At 42.8% G+C, this 19,929-nt stretch carries 13 protein-coding genes; 10 read left to right on the forward strand and 3 right to left on the reverse strand.

Going from position 1 to position 19,929, the window contains the following annotated elements; genetic code table 11:
• Positions 1 to 71 precede the first annotated feature (71 nt).
• Together CD03_RS0109070 and CD03_RS0109075 are read right to left on the reverse strand one after the other, a co-directional pair.
• Positions 72 to 1,595 (reverse strand): response regulator, encoded by a 1,524-nt coding sequence (locus CD03_RS0109070; RefSeq protein ID WP_044289262.1) that lies wholly within the window; start codon positions 1,593 to 1,595, stop codon positions 72 to 74.
• Positions 1,596 to 1,690: 95 nt separating this feature from the next.
• On the reverse strand, positions 1,691 to 3,457 hold the full coding sequence (locus CD03_RS0109075; protein ID WP_027293369.1) for a sensor histidine kinase: 1,767 nt from the start codon (positions 3,455 to 3,457) through the stop codon (positions 1,691 to 1,693).
• Positions 3,458 to 3,726: 269 nt separating this feature from the next.
• On the opposite strand from CD03_RS0109075, the gene CD03_RS0109085 reads away from it, so the two are divergent.
• Genes CD03_RS0109085 through CD03_RS0109120 form a run of 9 tightly spaced genes read left to right on the forward strand, consistent with a single transcriptional unit; the run spans position 3,727 to position 18,182 of the window.
• Positions 3,727 to 5,157: an ABC transporter substrate-binding protein gene (locus CD03_RS0109085; protein ID WP_027293370.1), complete on the forward strand. Its 1,431-nt coding sequence runs from the start codon at positions 3,727 to 3,729 to the stop codon at positions 5,155 to 5,157.
• A 12-nt stretch (positions 5,158 to 5,169) separates the two neighbouring features.
• Positions 5,170 to 5,439 carry a DUF6783 domain-containing protein gene (locus tag CD03_RS39455; protein ID WP_081820201.1) on the forward strand — a complete coding sequence of 90 codons (270 nt, stop codon included), beginning with the start codon at positions 5,170 to 5,172 and terminating at the stop codon, positions 5,437 to 5,439.
• Positions 5,436 to 6,323, forward strand: coding sequence for a carbohydrate ABC transporter permease (locus CD03_RS0109090; protein ID WP_027293371.1), 888 nt, complete (start codon positions 5,436 to 5,438; stop codon positions 6,321 to 6,323). Before CD03_RS39455 ends, CD03_RS0109090 begins: the two co-directional genes overlap by 4 nt.
• Complete coding sequence (locus CD03_RS0109095; RefSeq protein WP_027293372.1) at positions 6,324 to 7,166, forward strand: carbohydrate ABC transporter permease; 843 nt, start codon at positions 6,324 to 6,326, stop codon at positions 7,164 to 7,166.
• 7 nt (positions 7,167 to 7,173) lie between these two features.
• Positions 7,174 to 9,519 (forward strand): glycoside hydrolase family 65 protein, encoded by a 2,346-nt coding sequence (locus tag CD03_RS0109100; RefSeq protein ID WP_027293373.1) that lies wholly within the window; start codon positions 7,174 to 7,176, stop codon positions 9,517 to 9,519.
• Complete coding sequence (locus CD03_RS0109105) at positions 9,506 to 10,378, forward strand: hypothetical protein (protein ID WP_027293374.1); 873 nt, start codon at positions 9,506 to 9,508, stop codon at positions 10,376 to 10,378. Before CD03_RS0109100 ends, CD03_RS0109105 begins: the two co-directional genes overlap by 14 nt.
• Before the next feature lie 15 nt (positions 10,379 to 10,393).
• Complete coding sequence (locus CD03_RS35930; protein ID WP_052377743.1) at positions 10,394 to 14,224, forward strand: Ig-like domain-containing protein; 3,831 nt, start codon at positions 10,394 to 10,396, stop codon at positions 14,222 to 14,224.
• A gap of 60 nt (positions 14,225 to 14,284) precedes the next feature.
• Entirely contained in the window at positions 14,285 to 17,470 is a 3,186-nt protein-coding gene (locus CD03_RS35935) for a discoidin domain-containing protein (protein ID WP_052377744.1), read from the forward strand.
• Position 17,471: 1 nt separating this feature from the next.
• Positions 17,472 to 18,182 (forward strand): hypothetical protein, encoded by a 711-nt coding sequence (locus CD03_RS0109120; protein WP_027293375.1) that lies wholly within the window; start codon positions 17,472 to 17,474, stop codon positions 18,180 to 18,182.
• Positions 18,183 to 18,314: 132 nt separating this feature from the next.
• Here CD03_RS0109120 and CD03_RS0109125 read toward each other — a convergent pair whose 3' ends face one another.
• Positions 18,315 to 19,565 carry a PocR ligand-binding domain-containing protein gene (locus tag CD03_RS0109125; RefSeq protein ID WP_027293376.1) on the reverse strand — a complete coding sequence of 417 codons (1,251 nt, stop codon included), beginning with the start codon at positions 19,563 to 19,565 and terminating at the stop codon, positions 18,315 to 18,317.
• Positions 19,566 to 19,762: 197 nt separating this feature from the next.
• Here CD03_RS0109125 and CD03_RS39175 point away from each other — a divergent pair, with 197 nt between their 5' ends.
• The gene (locus tag CD03_RS39175) at positions 19,763 to 19,921 is read left to right on the forward strand and encodes a hypothetical protein (protein WP_330377167.1); all 159 of its coding nucleotides are present in this window, start codon (positions 19,763 to 19,765) and stop codon (positions 19,919 to 19,921) included.
• Positions 19,922 to 19,929 lie beyond the last annotated feature (8 nt).

Consider the following 19,929-nt stretch of genomic DNA (forward strand, 5'->3'; position numbering starts at 1 on the left):
GGGATAGGTAAACTGCCCCGGAAATAGTCTGTACAGCTTGCTGTGCCTGCCGTTTCCGGGGTAAATCAACATCAGTTTCGTTTATAACGGTACTGATGTTTAAATTCTGTGGGGCTTGTCCCGGTATATTTTTTGAAGATAGATGAAAAATAGGTGGGATCATTATAGCCTACCAGTCCGGCAACCTCATATGAGAGGGTACCCGGATTGATCAGATATTCTTTTGCTTTTTCAATTCTTGTTTTGTTGATATATTCCGTAAGCGGTTCACTGTATGACTTTCGAAATGTTCTGCTTAAATGGGAAGGAGATATATGTAAGTTTTCCGCTATCGTTTCTAAAGAAAGGGATTCCGATAAATGGCTGTGGATGTACTTGATGGTATCCTCCACAATCTTATTCTGAGAAGTTCTGCTTCCGGTTAAGTGGCTTATGGTAGTATCCAGCATTTCCAGCATGGAAGTTTCCAGGGTGAAAATATCGTTGGAATTATATATTCCCGTCAGGTATTCCGCGCCGCAGGGCGTAATGCCCCTTTTTAGGGATACTCTGGAACAGATATAGTAAATCTGGGAGCAGATATTCTTGGCATCTCTGGATTTCACCAGGTTTCGCTTGAACTTTGTAAAAAGGTTGTGAATAATGTTGCGGGATTCATCAAAGCTAAACTGATTCAGGGTGTTTTCCAGCTGGAGCAAATCCATAGAATTCTCAGCGTTAATGTCGTAATCATCAGGACTTGCTGTCTGGGTAAAACGTGCAATATTATTTTCGGTATAGAATGCCAGAGAGAGTGCGTAGATCGCTTCCGATACGGCAGTACTGAATTCTGCGGCAGTATCATGACTGCGGCTGATACCGATGGCAGCCTGGCTGGAATCCAAGGTATGGGTGATAGCAGCTATTTCCGAACAATTATCCAGAATCCATCCGGGAACCTGATTGCCGCTCTTTGCCTGGTAGTAGACAACGATAACCAGGTGGTTGTAGCGGAAGCAATAGGCACGTTCAGATAAGATTAGTTTTTTAAAGGAGGAGATATCAGGATTTGGAGGGGTAATCTGAAAAGCTGCAATATAGTATTGTTCCAGACATATTCCATACTGATCAATTCTCTGTTCCAGTGAAGGAGTCAGGAGTGACACGGTCAGTTCCTGAAGCAATTGTTCCTTTAAAAAAGTCAGATCTTCCTCTGCAGCAGAATTATTTTTTTTGGATGTGAGCATTTTTTTCTGTGCCGACTGGACTGCTTCAAATAGATCCTTTTTATTGGTGGGTTTCAGGATAAATGCAGAGACATTGTAATGGATTGCCCTTTGGGCATATTCAAAGTCTGCAAAGCCAGTCAACAGGATGACCTGTACATCAGGCATATTTTCGTATACATATTTTGCTACCTCAAGCCCGTCTGAGACCGGCATTCGAATGTCGGTTATCACAATGTCCACGTGATTTTTTTTGATAAAATCTATGGCTTCTATGCCGTCACTGGCAGTTCCTGCAACTTCACATCCTATGGATTCCCAGTTCATAAAATTAGAAATGCCTTTTCTCATGGTGGATTCATCATCCACAATTAATAGTTGAAATATCATAACTTCATCTCCTTTTTTACTGTCAGATATGACTATGCAGCGTTCTGGCAGTTAAAATATTTCTGAATCTAAGCAATTTCTGTTAAAGCCTGGCATTATAATTCCGGTATATCCGTATGAATTGGAATGCGAAAAGATATGGAAGTACATACATTTGGCGTACTCAGAATATGTAATCTCGACTCTTCCCCATATAAGAGCTCCAGGCGTTTATCCAGATTTTTAAGCCCCACATGGGTATGGGATCCATCGTTCTTGGAAGCAATCTGCCGTATATCAGGAATGGTTTCAAATCCAATGCCATTATCATTGATGGATATTTCCATATACCGTTTTGTTTCAATAATATTGATGGATAACTTTCCATTCCCTTTCTTTGGCTCCAGCCCATGTACGATTGCGTTTTCCACCAGAGGCTGTATGCAAAAGCCGGGTATCTTACATTGCATGAGAGAATCGGGTACCTGGATATCAAAGGAAATTTTATCCTCAAACCGCATCTGCTGCAGGTAGATATAGAATTTCACATATTTCATTTCCTGCTCCAGCAGAGTGTAGGCAGATTCTTTTGATATGGTGTTGATTCTGAGCAGTTCCCCGAGGGAGATAATCATATCATAGATCTCTTCATTATCGCTCATCTGGGCTTTCCAGGCAATGGTATTTAACACATTAAACAGGAAATGGGGATCCATCTGGGACTGCAGAGCCTGGATCTCAGCATTTTTTAGAAGCAGCTGCTTCTGGAAATTATCATTATAAGAGATGTCCAGCTTTTTCAACATTTCATTGAATGCGTTCATCCATATTTGAAACTCATAATGCATCTTAAGCGGTGGCAGGCTGTCCTGGCGTCCCTGGGAAATTTCATTAATATGAAAGACCATTTTATTAATCGGCCTTGTCACTGCACGGCTTAGAACAACAGCTGCCGCCAGGGCGATTAATACGATTCCGGACATTAAAAGCAGGTAAGATTTTAAGGTCTGGTTCAAATCACTCATCATTAAAAGTTTCGGTGCAGCAACGGCTGAAGTGATATGCAGTCCCTGTAATTCCTGGGCTGCCACAAAATAGGGTTCTCCCGAAAGGGTTAGCTCCTGGAAGGAAACGGTGGAATTCTGGGGAGCGATCTGTGTTAGCAGCTGTGCGCTTTGGACTTCCATATCTTCATTGGAAAGTATGCTCATTTCATTATTATATAAATAAATGAACCATGAGGGATCCAGCCCTTTGGCACAGAACTGAATCCAGTTCACAGGAGCAACGTCTACTATAAAGATGCCTATATGCCTGCCGGTATTGCTGCTGAATATGTTTCTGGCAAAAAAGATACTTTTATATTCGGAGTAGAGTGACATACAGATCAGTCCGGGGTCGGAGGGATCTATATTATCCAGCAGTTTCTGGTTCAGGTCAATATCCCGCTCCGATTTGCCGGAGGTGGGAATGTAAAATTCCGTACCGTCATCGCTGAATATGTGGATCCCGTTTATAAAATTTTTGCTGGACAGCGAGGTACTGTAATAGGTGTGGGACATTTGTTTTTCAATGCTGATTTTGCTGTCGTAGGTTACCGAATTATAGTTGATGGATTCCAGTGTGTTTGATATCAGTGAATTGGAAAGAAACATGGGAATAATGGAATCCAGTGCATCGATCTGTTCACTTATCTGTTGGTTTACCTGGCTTAGCTGAGCCGTAATGGACTGCTCATATTCATTGATTAGAATATAAGACGTTCCTTTATAAAAGAACAAAATCGATAACACCAGTATTACAGTAATCGTCAGTGAAATGATCACGGTGATAAATGTACGCAAGGACAGCGTTTTGCTGGTAACAGTTCCTTCTTTGGACATATGCCATCTCCTTAAAAAGCGTTATTCAGGTTCTGTGATAATAATAGGAATTATGCCATATTTAAAGAAGGGTATCAATAAGTTTCAGCAGGATGACCGGATTTTTAAAGAAAAGGTCAAAATTTTCATAGTTTTTGTCAAAATTATGAATTGTGAAAAAAATATGGCGGGAATGGGATCTGAAAGTTCAAGTCATGAATCTTATATTTTATTCACTATTTTGTAATTTAAAGTTATAATTTAGCCATAAGATGACAAGGAGGATTCATATGAAAAGAAAATTAACAAAAAGAGTGATTGCTACAGCATTGGCAGGTATCATGGTTTTCGGGCTTACTGCATGTGGGGGAAATAGTGAGACAGCAGGTAAAGCAGATGAGAAGACAACTGATGGACAGACGACGGAAGGTAAGACAACAGATGCTGCAACAGAGGGACAGGCATCGGATGACGGCAGTGGGGATGCATCAGGCGAAGAAGGTAAAAAAGTAGAGTTAAATGTAATCAACTACCATGTTGGTACGGATTATGCAGCTGAATATTACAAATATTTATTTGAGGAATTCAAAAAGACCGATGCCGGTAAAAATGTAGAGTTTAATTTTGAAGAGATTCCCACAACAGATGCTTATAATCAAAAGATTAAGCTGCTGATATCCAGCGGTGACCTCCCGGATATTGTATTCAACGGAGGAAATAATATTACAGAGCTGGCTGCAAAGTCAGGAAAAGTTACAGATTTAACACCTTATTTTGAAGCAGATCCGGAGTGGAAGGCACTGTTTGATGAAACATCCCTGAACTTTAATACAGTAGACGGTAAAATCTACGGAGTGCCGGTTTCTAAGGAAATCTCTTATATCTATTATAATAAGGAATTATTTGAAAAAGCAGGAGTTGAAGTTCCGGAAACATCTTTTGCAAATTGGGATGAATTTTTTAAAGCCTGCGATAAGCTCAAAGCAGCTGATATTACACCTCTTGGCATGGATACCGCAGACAGCGGATGGCTTACAAATCTCTGGATGAGCGCATTGATAGGCACAGATGGAGATGCGGGAAATAAATGGATGAATACACTTTATCCTACTGATTTTAATACGCCGGAAGTAGAAAAAGCAGCAGAAAACATTCAAAAAATGTTTGAGAATTACACCACTGCCGATGCGATAGGTGGAAAATATGATCCAATGGCAACTCATTTCTTCAATGGAGAAGTAGCGATGTTCCCCAATGGTCCATGGATGATTCCTGACTTTTCCCAGACAGAAAAGGCTCCGGAAGGCTTCTATGACAAAGTTGGAATTATGCTGATGCCGGGTGATGGTATGGAAATGGTTCCAACACCAGGAGATATGGTGGGAGCAAAGGACAAAGATAAAATCGAAGCTGCAGTAGCATTTTTAAAGTTTGAGACAAGTCCTGAAAATCAGATTAAAGCACTGGAGATGACGGGGCTTCAGCCGGTATCCAACAATCTGGACATTCCTTCTGATTTAAGCGAAAAAGATCCACTGATGGCTCAGGTTCTGGAGATTCAGAATAAAGCTAAATTAACATATGGGCAGAACCAGGCATATTGGTATCAGAATGCAATCGATACATTTTCTACAGAACTTCCGGAACTGGCATATGGTAATATTACACCAAAAGAATTCTGTCAAAAATTATCTGATTCTGCAGCTAAAAATCAGGAATAGATTAGAGCGTGTTTGAAAATTCATTCCTGCCATCTGCACGCCCCACTTTGCGGTATATTTGCCCCGAATTCAGGTTACGTAGCCCGCTACGCGCCCTTCATCCGGGACAAATCTCCCACAAAGTGTGACGCACAGCTGCCAGAAAGCAATTTTAAAATACGCTCTAGAGCGTGTTTGAAAATTCAAGGATTTAAGACACGCTCCGGGATAAAAAATTGGATTCGCAGGCAGAAAACTTGCGGATCTAATTTTTTAAAGAGAGATGAAAGGGTGTTGATATGAAAGTAAAAAATAAGAAGTTTTGGATCATTATGTTTACGCTGCCATGTATGGCTTTGTTTGCCCTTGTGTACGCAGCGCCTATCGTTACCGTTATTTATACCTCACTTTGTGATTATACGACTTTTTCAGGTCCGGTTTTTACCGGTTTGAAAAATTTTATGGTCATCTTTCAGGATGAGACGTTTTTAGCAGCAATTAAAAATACGCTTGTTTGGGTTTTACTGCAATCGACCTTCCATGTGTGCCTGGGATTGGCTATGGCACTGGTGTTGAGACGAAAGCCAAAAGGATGGAAAATAGTGCGGACCGCATATATGATTCCCAATATTATACCTACGGCGGCAACTGGCGTTATGTTCACTTTATTGCTGAATCCTTCCTTTGGTGTGGTGAAGCCCATCGTTGAGGCTCTTGGATTCAATGCATCTCAGGTGCCTAACCTGTTCGGCAACTCCAAGTATGCATTCTGGACCGTAACACTGACCTGGATACTCTATGCGGGATTTAATACCATTATATTCCTGGCTGAGATGGGCGCCATAGATAAAGAGATATACGAGGCTGCACGGGTGGACGGGGCAAAGCCCTGGCAGGTTGACCGGTTTATAACGCTTCCCCTCATGAGAAATATTTTTGGCACCTGTGTCATACTGGCATCCGTTGCAATGGTATCACAGTTTGACATCATCTATGTGACAACAAAGGGCGGGCCCGGAAGTACCACTTTAAACCTGCCGATGTTTTTATATAAAGCGGCGACGCTTGAGAATAACTACGGAAAGGCAAATGCTGTGGGGGTTGTACAGATCGTGCTGGGGCTGGTTTTGGTGGTTCTGATTCAGCAGCTGTTCCGTGAAAAAAAAGAGATAAGGGAGGGGAAATAATTGAAGAAAACATCAAAAGTATCAACCGTCTGTGCCGTCATAGGTAAATATATATTTTTAATATTCTTTGTATTTATTGCAGTAGGTCCGATTGTATGGGCATTTATAAGTTCCTTTAAGAGCTATTCAGAGATCAATTCCTCTGCACTGTCCTGGCCGTCCACATTTAATCTGGACAACTATAAAGCAGCTTTTAAATATGCTCCTATAGCCAAATATTTTCTGAACAGTGTAGTTATTGTAGGCTGCAGCGTACTGGTAACTCTGGCATTTGTAGCTATGTGTGCCTACATTATTTCAAGATTCGAGTTCAAAATGAAGCCGTTAATTGTGCTTTTGATTTCGGCATCGTTAATGCTTCCGGCACAGGCCATATCCCAGCCGTTATTTTCCATCTTCCAGAAGCTTGGGATCTTCGATACGAAGCTTGGACTTGTTATTGTTTACTCTGCTATGGGTATTCCTATGTCATTCTTTGTTATGACGAGCTACTATAAAACGATTTCCATGGCACTGGAGGAATCGGCTTATATTGACGGTGCAACATTTTTGCAGACCTTCTGGCATATTATTCTGCCTCTGGCAAAACCGGGGCTGGTTACCATAGCACTTTTGCAGTTCATCAATACCTGGAATGAATTTTACTTTGCTTTAATGCTTACCAGCGGGGATACGGCAAGAACGATACCAATTGCATTGAATTACTACATGGGGACATTTGCCAATAATTATTCGGCTCTTTTTGCTGCTGTAGTCATGACTGTTCTGCCAACAATAGCCGTATTTATCATTTTGCAGAGACAGGTAATGGAAAGTTTAACCGCAGGTGCGGTGAAAGGATAATCACAGGATGGAATTACATAATAAAAAAATATATCCCATAGAACCCTGGAATATTACAGAAGACAGGTTCTGTATGGAGAACAACTACAGGAATGAGACAACATTTGCCTTGTCTAACGGTTATATCGGAACAAGGGGAACCTTCGAGGAAGACTATGATTTTTCCGTGGATGAGGGCCTGGAAGGGAATTTTATCAACGGCTTTTATGAAAGTGAAGATATACGTTACGGGGAATGGAATTTCGGATTTCCGCTAAAGAGCCAGTCCCTCTTGAATCTTCCCAACGGAAAACCCGTAAAAATATATCTGGACGATGAGTTATTTGATATGAGGCAGGGGTGTCTGGATTTTTATCAGAGAACGCTGAACATGAAGAATGGGACGGTAGTGAGGTCGGTGGACTGGACATCTCCCAAGGGGAAAAAGATCCGGCTTTTATTTGAACGCATGGTGTCTTTTGCAGATAAAAATGTAATGGTGCAAAGGCTCAGCCTTTTGCTGCTGAATCAGGACTGTGAAGTAAGGATATGTTCCTATATAGATGCCGATGTGGAAAACCATACGAGAAAGACAAACCCCTTAGTGGATTACGGTCCGTTTGGAAAGCGGATTACGCAGAATCGATGCAGTGCCTCTGAGGAACTGCTGTATTTTGAAGGAAAGACGAAAAAAAGCGGATTGACCGCTGCCTTTGGAGTGGGACACAGCTGCCACGGTTCTATGTCTTTTCAGTCTATATCTGCAATGCAAAAGGATGCATATGCAGAGCTTGCGTGGACATACCGCGGACAGCGGAGTGAAAAGCTAATACTGGATAAATTTATCATTTGTACATCCTCCCTTGATATGCCGGAGGACAGTCTGGCTGGATTTGTGGAAGGAAAGTGCCGGGAGTGTACCGCACTGGGGTACGATTACTTCAAAGAAAAACAAAAGGATTATATGAAGGCATTTTGGGACATTGCAGATGTAAGGATACAGGGAGATGAAGCGCTGCAGCAGGGAATACGGTTTAATCTGTTCCATATTATGCAGGCTGCGGGCAGGGATGGACGTACTTCCCTGGGAGCAAAAGGACTTTCCGGAGAGGGGTACGAAGGCCATTATTTCTGGGACACAGAAATGTATGTGCTGCCGGTGTTTGTCTATACGGCGCCCAAACTGGCGAAAAAGCTGCTGGAATACCGTTACCATACCCTGGATCAGGCAAGGGCGCGTGCGAAGGTGCTGGGTCATGAAACAGGCGCACTCTATCCCTGGAGAACCATTAATGGGGAGGAGGCATCCACTTATTTTCCACTGGGAACGGCGCAGTACCATATCAATGGAGATATCGCCTATGCATTCCAGCTGTATGTGGATGTTACAGGGGATACACAGTTTTTAAAGGAAATGGCGGCTGAGGTACTTTGCGAGACAGCCAGAGTATGGGCGGACGTGGGATGCTTTGCAGAGAGCAAAGGGAATAAGTACTGCATCTGTGCAGTGACCGGTCCAGACGAATACAATGCAATTGTAGACAATAATTTTTATACCAACCTGATGGCGAGAGAGAATATCCGGTATGCGCTGAATGCACTGAGCCGGCTTAAGGAAACAGAACCTGAATTTTATCAGGAGTTTGTCAGAAGGCTGTCCATAACAGACCAGGAAACGGAGTATTGGAAGCGGATTGTAGAAAATATGTATTTTCCATATGACGAAAAGCGCAAGGTTTATCCGCTGGATGACGGATTTATGATGAGAAAGCCATGGGATGATTCGAAGATTCCTGTGGAGAAGCGGCATCTGTTATACGAGAATTATCACCCGCTGTTTATATACCGCCAGCGGATGTCCAAGCAGGCAGATGCGATTTTAGGTATGTATCTGCACAGCAACCTGTTTACCAGAGAGGAACTGAAGCGTAATTATGACTTTTATCAGGAGGTGACGCTGCATCACTCTTCTTTATCCACCTGTATATTTGGAATTCTGGCAAGCGAAATCGGATATCATGAGGAAGCATATGAGTATTTTTCCCAGTCAGCAAGAATGGACCTGGATGATTATCATAATAACTTTTATGCCGGAATACATGCCGCCAATATGGCCGGCACCTGGCTGGCTATCGTAAATGGTTTTGCCGGGCTTCGGACAAATGCGGGAATTCTTCAGTTTAACCCATTTGTGCCAGACGGCTTTGAGGGATATGCCTTCCGTATTAATTACCGGGGAAGCATACTGGAAGCCAGCATGACGAAGGATCAGTGTACCTTTACTTTAATAAGCGGTGAAGGAATAGAGTTATCTGTAAATGGAAAGAAAATAAAGCTATCAGAAAAGGAGGCAAGCTGCTGTGAAAAAATATAAAGCGATTTTTTTTGACTGGGATGGTACGGCGGTGCTGTCCAGGAAGGCACCGGTAGATGAGGTGGTGGCACCCATGAAAAACCTCCTTGCCCAGGGGGTAAAACTGGCGGTCATAAGCGGTACAACCCTGGAAAATATTGCGGAGGGAAAACTGCATGAATATTTTACGGTAGAAGAGCGTAAGAGCCTGTTCTTAGGACTTGGCAGAGGGGCATATAATTATGCTTTCGATGAAAACGGCAGCCCTTACCTGCTGAGCCACCGGATCCCGGCTAAGTCAGGATTAATCCGGATTCATGATATCTGCTATGACATACACAGGTGCTTACAGGAGGATTATGAAATTCCTACCGATATTGTATTCAGCCGTCCAAATTACTGCAAGATCGATCTGATGGTAGAAAACAGCAGAGGAGAATCCCTGTTTTTACAGGAAGGGGAGAAGGAGCAGCTTATTGCAAATCTGAACAGCCATGGATTTACCGGAGGAATCAGGGGATTGATTGACCTGGCAGAGGATATGGGAAGAAAACACGGCATAACGGTATGTGCAACTACAGATGCCAAATATCTGGAGGTGGGAATTTCCAGTAAGAGCGACAATGTGAATGATTTCATGGATTACTTTGGTAATCAGTATCAGATCCGGGAAGAGGAATGCAGCTTCTGGGGTGATGAATATATCGGTTTTGATGAATGCTTATTTGGAAGTGACAGTTATATGATAACGGAGAAAACAAGACACGGGGAATTCTTCGATGTGTCAGACACAGAAGGCTTACGTCCAAATGAGGTAAAGCAGGTGGGAGGAGGTGTCGGAAGCTTTATAAGGTTTCTCACGGAACAAAATAACAGTTAATGGAAGGAGAAAGTTATGCTAAAAAAGAGCAAAAGATGGATTAGCCTGGGGCTTAGTGCTATGCTGGTATTAGGAAGCCTGTTCGTGCCGGGGGTAGAAGTTCAGGCAGAGGAGTCAGCCGGAACTACGTATTATATTGATTATGACGGAGGGGATGACGGGAATCCCGGAACAAGTGAAGAGGATGCATGGTCATCTCTGGAGAAGATAAACAGCACTACCTTTGAACCCGGTGATAAGATACTCTTCCAAAAGGGAGATGTCTGGACTGGTCAGTTAAGTCCAAAAGGCTCCGGGGAAAAAGGAAACCCCATCGAGATAGGTGCTTATGGAGATTCAGAAGCAAGGCCTCTCATACAGGGAAATAACTGGTGCGGTGAAAACGGAGATGACCTGGAAAACAGGATTTTTAATGCGGCAGTGTATTTCTATAATCAGCAATACTGGGAAATTACCTCACTTGAGGTGACCAATCGGATTCCCGGCGACAATCCGGATGACCATATTAAAAAATATGGCGTACTGATTATGGCGGAAGATGCGGGAACCTTAGAGCAGATGAACTGCAGGGATCTCTATGTGCATGATATTGTATCACATCCCATTGGCCAGCAGGCAGGTATCGGACGCGGCGGAATCATTTACAGTATCAGAGGCAATCAGGTTCCTACCAGATGGAATGATATCACCGTGGAAAACAATATTGTAGGTCCTAATATCAACCACTATGGAATCAATTTTATGTCTACCTGGGGAAGCAGCCGCTTTGAGCATGAAACGGGAATTCCAGACAGTGAGTATGCAGGTTCAAGATATAACAGCACGAATCTGGTAATCCGCAACAATTATTGTGAGGATATTGGAAACGCGGCTATCTGCCCTACCGCATATTCAAATGCAGTGATTGAGTATAATACCTGTGACGGCTGCAACAGCGGACCAAATGGAAATGTACCGATCTGGTGGGAAAATGGCGAATACACAGTAGCACAGTTTAATGAGGTATTCGGTTCAGGTGCTTCGGAGTCTAAAGAAGATTCCCAGGCATTTGATGCGGATGTGAATGCAACACTGAATTACATACAGTATAATTATACACATGACAATCCTTCCGGAGCTTATTTTGAATGTGCACTGGGCACTACATATACCACTCATATACGATATAATATCAGTCAGAATGACGGTTATGGTACAAACAGCTATGGTGGAGGCGCCATTGTCACAATGGGCGGCTGGTCCACCGGCGATAATAACAGGATGTATGTATATAACAACGATTTTTATCTCAGTGAGGGGCATAACAGCTATATCACCAATAACTGGGATGGAACTCCTGTTAAGAAAGAGAACTTCCGGTTTACCAACAATGTAATTTACAGCGATGCCACTTCCAAAGGCTGGCACGAGGATTTAATGGGAATGGCTGAAAACAATGCATACGGAGGCAGTGATGCCAGCATCTTAAGAAGCGATGACGAGAAGGCAGTTACCGTTACTGCGGATGATTTTGTAAATATAGGCACAGGATCTCTGGGGCTTGACAGTGTAGGCGGTTATCAGCTGAGCGAAAATTCCGGCTGTATAGAAGCTGGAACATTAATTGAAGATAATGGCGGACGTGATTACTGGGGCAATCCGGTATCGGCTGTAGGGGCACCAAATATCGGAGCTGACAACAGCAAAGCAGCAAATCAGGTACCGGAGGGTACGATTGATTTTGAGGACCGCCCGGAGGATGAAACTCCATTTACGCAAATGTACAAAGACTGTATCTTTTCCACAGAGTGGAGAACAGGATCAGCAGACGGACTCAAAACCCTTTATCTGGCTGACGGAGAGACCAGTGGAGTAATTTCCCTGCCTAAGGGCCAGAAACTGAAAAGCTTTCAGGCACAATGTGAAGGGACTGCATGGGTAACTCTGGAAGCAGAGGGATATAAGAAATCATTCCTGATAACCTCCGCAAATAACTATTTCAATACAGGGCTTACATCAGCGGTTGATAATCTCACCGTAACGGTGGAAGGCAGTGCAGGAAGCCGGGTATATTTTGATAACCTGTTTCTGGAAAAAGGAGAATATGAACCGGTAAACATTGCCCTGAACAAGCCTGTCACCACAAGCGGCAATGACCAGTATCCGGGATCCTGCGGAAACGACGGAAATGAAGGAACCATGTGGGTTCATGCAGGAGATGAGTTAAACGAATGGTGGATGGTAGATCTTGGACAGGAATATGATTTAAATAACTTTGAATTGGTATTTGAACAGGATGAAGAAGAGGCCTGGGGATATCAGATTGAGGGAAGGAGAGGTCCGGACGATGAATTTGAAATGTTATTTGACAGGTCAGATAATACAGACGGTTCCAGAGTACAGACCGGAACCTTTGGGACAAACGGGACTTACCGTTATCTGAAAGTAATCCTGACGAAATTCCCGGGATACGATTACTGGCCTGGATTTGCAGAATTCAAAGTATTTGAAAAAGCTGCTCCCGAAGAAATTCCGCCAACGGGTATCACCCTGAACCAGGAGGAAGCATTGCTTACAAAAGCAAATGAAACCTTACAGCTGGAGGCAGTCGTTACACCGGAGGATGCAGATAATAGAAATGTCATCTGGGAGTCATCCAACCAGGGTGTGGCTGTGGTAAACCAGGAAGGTCTGGTGAGTGCCAAAGCCAATGGAACATCTGTAATAACAGCCACAGTAGAAGGTACAGATCTAAAAGCAACCTGTCTGGTAACCGTGGAGATTCCTGCTCCTGTTATACCGGTCAGCAAAGTAGAACTGGATAAAACTGCGGTAACCCTGACAAAAGCAGGAGAACGGGTACAGATAAAGGCAGTAGTATCTCCTCAGAACGCAACGGATAAAACCGTCAGCTTCCGGTCTACCGACAGCAGGGTGGCTACGGTGGATGCAAGTGGAATGATCAGCGCAGTGGGCAATGGTAAAGTGGATATTATTGCTGCTACTAGGGACGGAAACAAAACTGCAGTCTGCAAGGTAAATGTTGCAATACCTGTGAAAGTAACCGGAATTACCTTAGATAAGACAGACCTTAAGATTACCAAAAAAGGTGCATCCTTTCAGCTCAATGCACAGGTAATCCCGGCAAATGCCAGCGAAAAAACCCTGACCTGGAGTTCATCCCAGCCAAAAACCGTATCGGTATCCAACACCGGCAAAATAACGGCATTGAAAAATGGCAGATCCGAGATCACCGTTAAATCGGCAGACGGAGGATTTGTGAAGAAGTGTCTGGTGACGGTAGAATATAAAGATGCAAAAGTGAAAAAACCAGGGAAAATAACAAATGTTAAAACATCAGCTATTTCCAATAATTCATTGAAAATATCCTGGAAAAAGAATAAAGACGCCGATTATTACAAGGTTTACCTCTATAATAAAAAAGGTAAGAAGTGGAAAGAGGTAAAGCGTACCTACGATAATAGCGTGAAGATAACCGGACTGAAGGAAGGCACTGCTTATACTTACCGGGTTGCAGGCGTAAATGCAGGTGGAACCGGAAAGAATTCTGCCAGCCTGACTGGGGTAACAAAGCCAAGTGCTGCAAAGCTGAAATCAGTAAAGAAATCTACCCGGGGCAGAGCGGTACTGAGATATACCAGCGTGAAGAATGCAACATATGTGATCCGTATGAAAACCGGCAAAGGCTCCTACAAAAAAATCGGAGAAACCACCAAGACAAAGCTGCAGTCTCCAAAGCTGAAGAAAGGAAAAACATACAGCTTCAAAGTACGTACCTATATCAAGTATGGCAAGGAAAAGATCTGGGGTAGCTATTCCAATACAATAAATTATAAGGTAAAATAGAAGAAAACAGCAGAGCGTGCCAACATCTTAGGATGCACGCTCTGGAAGGGAGAAAGAGCTATGAGAGAAAAACAATTGATAGCAGTATTTGCGTCAACAGCACTGATTCTGGGAGGAATCACAGCTATACCGGCAGAAAAGGTTAATGCGGCAGAAATAGTAAATGCGGCAGAAGAAGTAAATGCATTAGAAGAAGTAAATGCATCAGAAGAAGTAAATGCGGCAGAAGAAGTTCATGTATCAGAAGGAGTAAATGCATCAGAAGCCGATATCCAGCATACTGTCATCGATTTTGAAGACAGGGGTGGTGAAGAACAGGAGCTTACCGGGATCTATGGAGGATGCGATTTTGGAACCGGTGGTTTTTTTACAGGAGCTGCCGGCGGAAATGTAAAACTATGGTCGGAGACTTTGACAAAAGATGCCCAGGTAAGTAAAATTGCCATTCCCTATGGGAAAATATTCCGTGGATTTTCAGCTTTTTCAAGCAGTGGGGCAACAGTGAAAGTTGTTTCGGGATCCGAGAGCAATACCTTTTCTGTGGGAACTGAGGAACAGGATTTTATAACCGATTTTAACAACGATGAAATGGCTGTTTATCTCGTGATGGAAAGCCAGGGGGGCTCCAGTGAAATAAAGCTGGACAACCTGATCTTAGAAGATGTGGATATCACGAAGTTAAACGTGTCACAGAACAAACCGGTAACTACATCCGGAGATAATCAACGTCCGGCATCCAATGGAAATGATGGCAATTATGACACTATGTGGATCAATAACGGGCCTGGCGCGGATAAATGGTGGCAGGTTGACCTGGGGCAGGATTATGATCTTCTGGATTTCGAATTAACGTTTGAAAAAGATGAGAGCAATCCGTGGAAATACAAAATTGAAGGTTCTTCAGATGGAGTGAATTTCACCATGCTCACTGACCGGACGGAAAATACCAATGGGAATAAGACCCAGACCGGAGTATTCCCGGAGAATACCAAATTCCAGTATGTGAGAGTGACCATTACCGGCCTTCCGGCTGAAACCTATTGGTGTGGATTTGCAGAATTTAAGGTGTTCACCGATAATCAATTAAGCAATGTAGCTTTGCACAAGAATGCGGAACAGTCGGGAGGAAGTAATGCGCCGGGACTGGCAGTGGACGGAGATACAAAGACCTTCAGTGGAAATACCGGTTCCTTCCCCTATTGGTGGACAGTGGATTTAGGGAGCACTTATAACGTAAAAAAACTGGAGATCGAATGGGAAGATTTAAAGGACAAGGATATTGACCTGGCGGAAGACTGGAAGTACACAATTGAGTATTCCGGTGACGGAGGAGAAAACTGGGTTACCGCAGTGGATTATTCACAGGAATCACCCTATACTGATCCGGCTTCTTCGCTGGTACAGACAGCAGACGTGGATATTGAATGCAGCAAAATAAGGGTCACAATCACAGGCAAGCCTTCCCAGCGTCCGCTTGCGTGGGCAATCATTCCGGAGTTCAGGGCTTTTGCAGTGGATACAAGTGTGCCGACAGAGGCGGGACAGGACTTGAATCTGGACCTTGCTTTTGGACAGCCGGTGGAGGCGTCAAGTACAGCAGAAAATTATAAGGGAGAAGCGGTAACAGACAATGATCCTGCAACTTCCTGGAAACCGGCGGCTTCAGAAGAACCGGCATACCTGCAGCTTGATCTGGGCAGAGAATTCAATATCAGAAGCCATAAGGTGGAATTTGCAGAAAATACATCGAAAAATGATTATCAGTTCATGGTATCTTCCGACAATGAGAACTGGACTATCCTCTCTGAGGTATCGGGCCAGACAGCGGAAGAGAAAATTAAAATACCGGAAACACCGGCTAAATATGTAAGGTTTTTATTCACAAATCCTTCAGCTGACCTGGAAGTTACGGGCATCCATTTTGATGGACTGGATGCAGGTGTGCCCAGCGGGAAAAATATATTAATACTGGCACCACATCAGGACGATGAGATGCTGATGGCAGGCGGAATCATCAAACGGGCGGTAGACGCAGGCGACAATGTAAAGGTACTCCTTGCTACCAATGGAGACTACAACGGACAGGGAAGCGGACAGGGCAGAATCGTGGAATCGATCAATGCGCTGAATGCACTGGGGCTTACCAAAGATAATATCATGTTCCTGGGATATGCAGATACGGGCGGTCTTGGCGGCACACAGACTTACTGGGACAGCTTTCTGTATAAATTATATACGGCTGAAGATGATACTGTTTTTACCAGCAGATTCGGCAATCAATACAGTTATGGCAATCCGGATATCAAGCAGGACTATCGCTTTGAATTAACAGGAGAGCACTCCTTATATACAAGGGCAAATTTTGTGAATGATTTAAAGGATGCTATTATTAACAGCAATGCAACAGACATCTATGTTCCATCCAGATATGATATGCACTTTGACCACGCCTATCTGGACTTGTTTGCAATAGAGGCAATCCAGAGTATAAAGAGAGATAATCCGTCCTATAATCCGACTCTGCATGAAAGTATTATTCACTCCTGCGCAGGAGACGGTAACTGGCCGGTATGGAACAGTGATGAAACCGGAATCCAGGCACACAAGATGCCTCAGGGACTGGAGGATCTGACGATGTTTCAATGGTCTGAGAGAGAGAATGTAAATGTACCTTATTCCATGAGACAGACACCATTTTCCTTTAATTTAAAGGACCAGGCACTGCGATTATATACTTCCCAGTATTACGGCTACATTGGTTCATTCGCAAAAGTAAATGAGATTTTCTGGACCAGGGATTTTACCAGTTTCGCAATGAATGCTGTAGTAACGGCTTCATCAGAAATGAGCAATACAGACAGAAAGCTGGACCAGAGTGCCGTTAAAGCAGTAGATGGTGTCCTGGATGGAGAAGCAGGAGGACTGCCCTATGGCCACATGAGATTTGCACATGCAGAATGGGTAACAAACCAGGAAACAGCAGGGGCATGGATCAACCTGGATTTCCAAAATAAAGTAGATATGAGCCTGATAAAATTATATGACAGACCGGATATGGATAACCAGATCACAGGCGGTAAACTGATATTCGATGACGGTTCCGAGATTGAGGTGGGAGAACTTCCCAATAACGGAAGGCCACTGGAGATTCCGGTAAATAAAAATTCCAGGAGTGTTAAATTCGTAATAACCTCCGTATCTGGCAGTACAACCAGTACCGGTCTGGCGGAAATAGAAGTGGAATAATATGAAGTATATACGATGGAGCGTTGTCTGCATCCTGTTCCTGGGATTGGCAGCAGGTATTATTTACATATCTTTAAAGGATACAGATACGTATATTATGAAACTGGATCATGTAGAAATATCAAACGAGCAGTTTCAGTATTATTTAGATAAAAATAGAACAAATATCATCAGCAGATATCAGAAACCGGGGGAAACAGTTGACCGGGAATTCTGGAACAGAGAAGCCGAAGAAGGTATGTCTGCAGCCACGTTGTTAAAGGCAGAGGCAAAGCAGGACTGCCTGAGGGAACAGATGATTTTTATTCTGGCAAGGGAAAGAGGGCTTAGCAAAGCAGTTCAATTTGACGAGATAAAAGAAGAGATGGAAAAAGAAAATGCAGACAGGGAGACTTCTGTAAAAAGTGGAAAAATCGTATACGGAAATAAGAACTACAGTATGTCCACATATTTAAGTTATTCCATCAGTAATTTATCCAGGGAATTGATTAAAATCATGGAAGACAATGAATTAAAATATACAGATGAGCAGATTCTCTCATTCTGCCAGGAAAACGGAAAAGATGTCAATGGACTTAGCAGCGGAGAAATCCGGAGCAAATACGGTTTGGTTTACCGAAATGAATTACTGGTCAGATACGTAGACAGGTGTATTGAAAAACGGGGTGTTGTATTGAAGCAGGAAGAATTTGATGGGGTTACGGTTCAATAGATGTGAACCATCTTTGCGGAAGTATTTCATCAGTTCCCCGGATACCGGATTACCCGCATTATCACAGCATTAAGAAAAGGTGCAGAGCCATAAGGGAAAGAGTTCCCGGTGCTGCACCTTTTCTTGTATGTTTTACCGGTATTGCTTTGGAGTCAAACCGGTATATTTTTTAAATACTTTAGAAAAATAACTCTGATCCTCAAATCCTACAGCTATAGCAATATCAATAACGGAATAATCCGTATTCGCCAGAAGCCGTTTGCTTTCTTCAATCCGCACCATATTCAGATATTCTTTAAAAGAAGAACCGCAGGACTGCTTAAAGACCGTAGAGAAGTAGGCAGGATTTAAATGTACATCATTTGCCACTTCTTCTAAAGTAAGATTTTTAGAATAATTTTTGGAAATATAAGCAATTGCTTTCTTCATCAGTTCATTGTTTTTTGAAGGAATATAGTTAAACATGGATTCGGTGAATACTTCCACGCTTTCCTGGAGCTTATAGCACAGTTCATCCAGATTGTTTATGTTCTGAAGGTTCTGTAAAAAGTGGTTATTTATTTTTAAAATACTGTCCGTTGCTGCACCGCCTTCAATAGCAGCCCTGGATAGCAGGGAGCACAGCTCTATTGCCCTGGATTTTAAGATATCCATGCTGTTTCCGCCGGAAAATAGTACATAACCTAACAGGTCGTTGAGGATTCCTTTTGCCTCCGGTACATTTTTTGTCTTCACCTTGGTAATCAGTTCTTTCTCTTTTTCATAAGGATAGCTGACTTTTTCATCATCTCCAAATGATTTGTACATCTGAATCGACTCATTTATTTTTGACTGCTGATGTAATTTCCCCTGGTTAATGATCAATTGCTGCCGGCTGTCTGAAATCAGGCTTGAGAACAGATAGTAGAGCAGCTTACTGATCTGGGTCACATTTGCAGGTGTAATTACCTTAATGGAATTCGATTCCTCATACAGCTCCAAAAGAGATTCGGTAGGGATCTCATAGCGCTTTGCGATATCCAGAATCATAAGGGAATCCGGAACATCCATTAAAAAAGGTCCTACGAGAATAGAACCGAAGAAGGCGTTTTTATTCAGCAGAGGAAATACAATATGGTTCAGATTTGCATGGCAGGAAAATATATAGGTCTCCCCTAGCGTTATGGCACGCTTACTGGCGTTAATATGCAGCAGTTCGCAGCTATCATCCTTAGGCAGATGTTTTTTAAAAGTGTTGCAGAAACAAGTCTCTGCGCCACAGGATTCCAGGATCTTACCGTTTTCATCGATTACCTGAATAGGAAGATTAACGCATGCCTGGAATGCTCCCAGCATTTCTGTCAAATGTTCTTTTTCAACCACAGTATAGAGATATGGCGTCATGTTATTACCTCCCTGCCATTAAATGGTAAAATTTTTGTGAGAGTGATATCTAAAGTAAAAAATATACAAATTCCAAAGAGACAATTTGTGTATTATAGACAATTCGCAAATAAATCCCTTATTTTTCTTCATTATAGCATACATAATGCAAAAAAAATACATTGAATCTAAAATAATTACAAAAAAAGAAATTGGAAATGAATTATACTGTGGACATACAAGTTACAGAAGCTTTGCGGAGAGCTGATGTAATAAAAAATGTAGTGGCAAATAAAAGGAGGATATTAGTCATGGCAATTATTGAAGAAATTTCAGCTTTTTTACAAAAAGGAAGAGCAAAAAATGTAAAAGCATAGGTACAGCA

Source organism: Robinsoniella sp. KNHs210 (genome assembly GCF_000686105.1).
In the GTDB taxonomy this organism is placed as follows: domain Bacteria; phylum Bacillota; class Clostridia; order Lachnospirales; family Lachnospiraceae; genus Robinsoniella; species Robinsoniella peoriensis.

Bases quoted from the DNA above. Each gene is read 5' to 3' on its own strand.
- CD03_RS0109070 (WP_044289262.1), bottom strand. From the start codon at position 1,595: ATGATATTTCAACTATTAATTGTGGATGATGAATCCACCATGAGAAAA.
- CD03_RS0109075 (WP_027293369.1), bottom strand. From the start codon at position 3,457: ATGTCCAAAGAAGGAACTGTTACCAGCAAAACGCTGTCCTTGCGTACA.
- CD03_RS0109085 (WP_027293370.1), top strand. From the start codon at position 3,727: ATGAAAAGAAAATTAACAAAAAGAGTGATTGCTACAGCATTGGCAGGT.
- CD03_RS0109090 (WP_027293371.1), top strand. From the start codon at position 5,436: ATGAAAGTAAAAAATAAGAAGTTTTGGATCATTATGTTTACGCTGCCA.
- CD03_RS0109100 (WP_027293373.1), top strand. From the start codon at position 7,174: ATGGAATTACATAATAAAAAAATATATCCCATAGAACCCTGGAATATT.
- CD03_RS35930 (WP_052377743.1), top strand. From the start codon at position 10,394: ATGCTAAAAAAGAGCAAAAGATGGATTAGCCTGGGGCTTAGTGCTATG.
- CD03_RS35935 (WP_052377744.1), top strand. From the start codon at position 14,285: ATGAGAGAAAAACAATTGATAGCAGTATTTGCGTCAACAGCACTGATT.
- CD03_RS0109120 (WP_027293375.1), top strand. From the start codon at position 17,472: ATGAAGTATATACGATGGAGCGTTGTCTGCATCCTGTTCCTGGGATTG.
- CD03_RS0109125 (WP_027293376.1), bottom strand. From the start codon at position 19,565: ATGACGCCATATCTCTATACTGTGGTTGAAAAAGAACATTTGACAGAA.
- CD03_RS39175 (WP_330377167.1), top strand. From the start codon at position 19,763: ATGAATTATACTGTGGACATACAAGTTACAGAAGCTTTGCGGAGAGCT.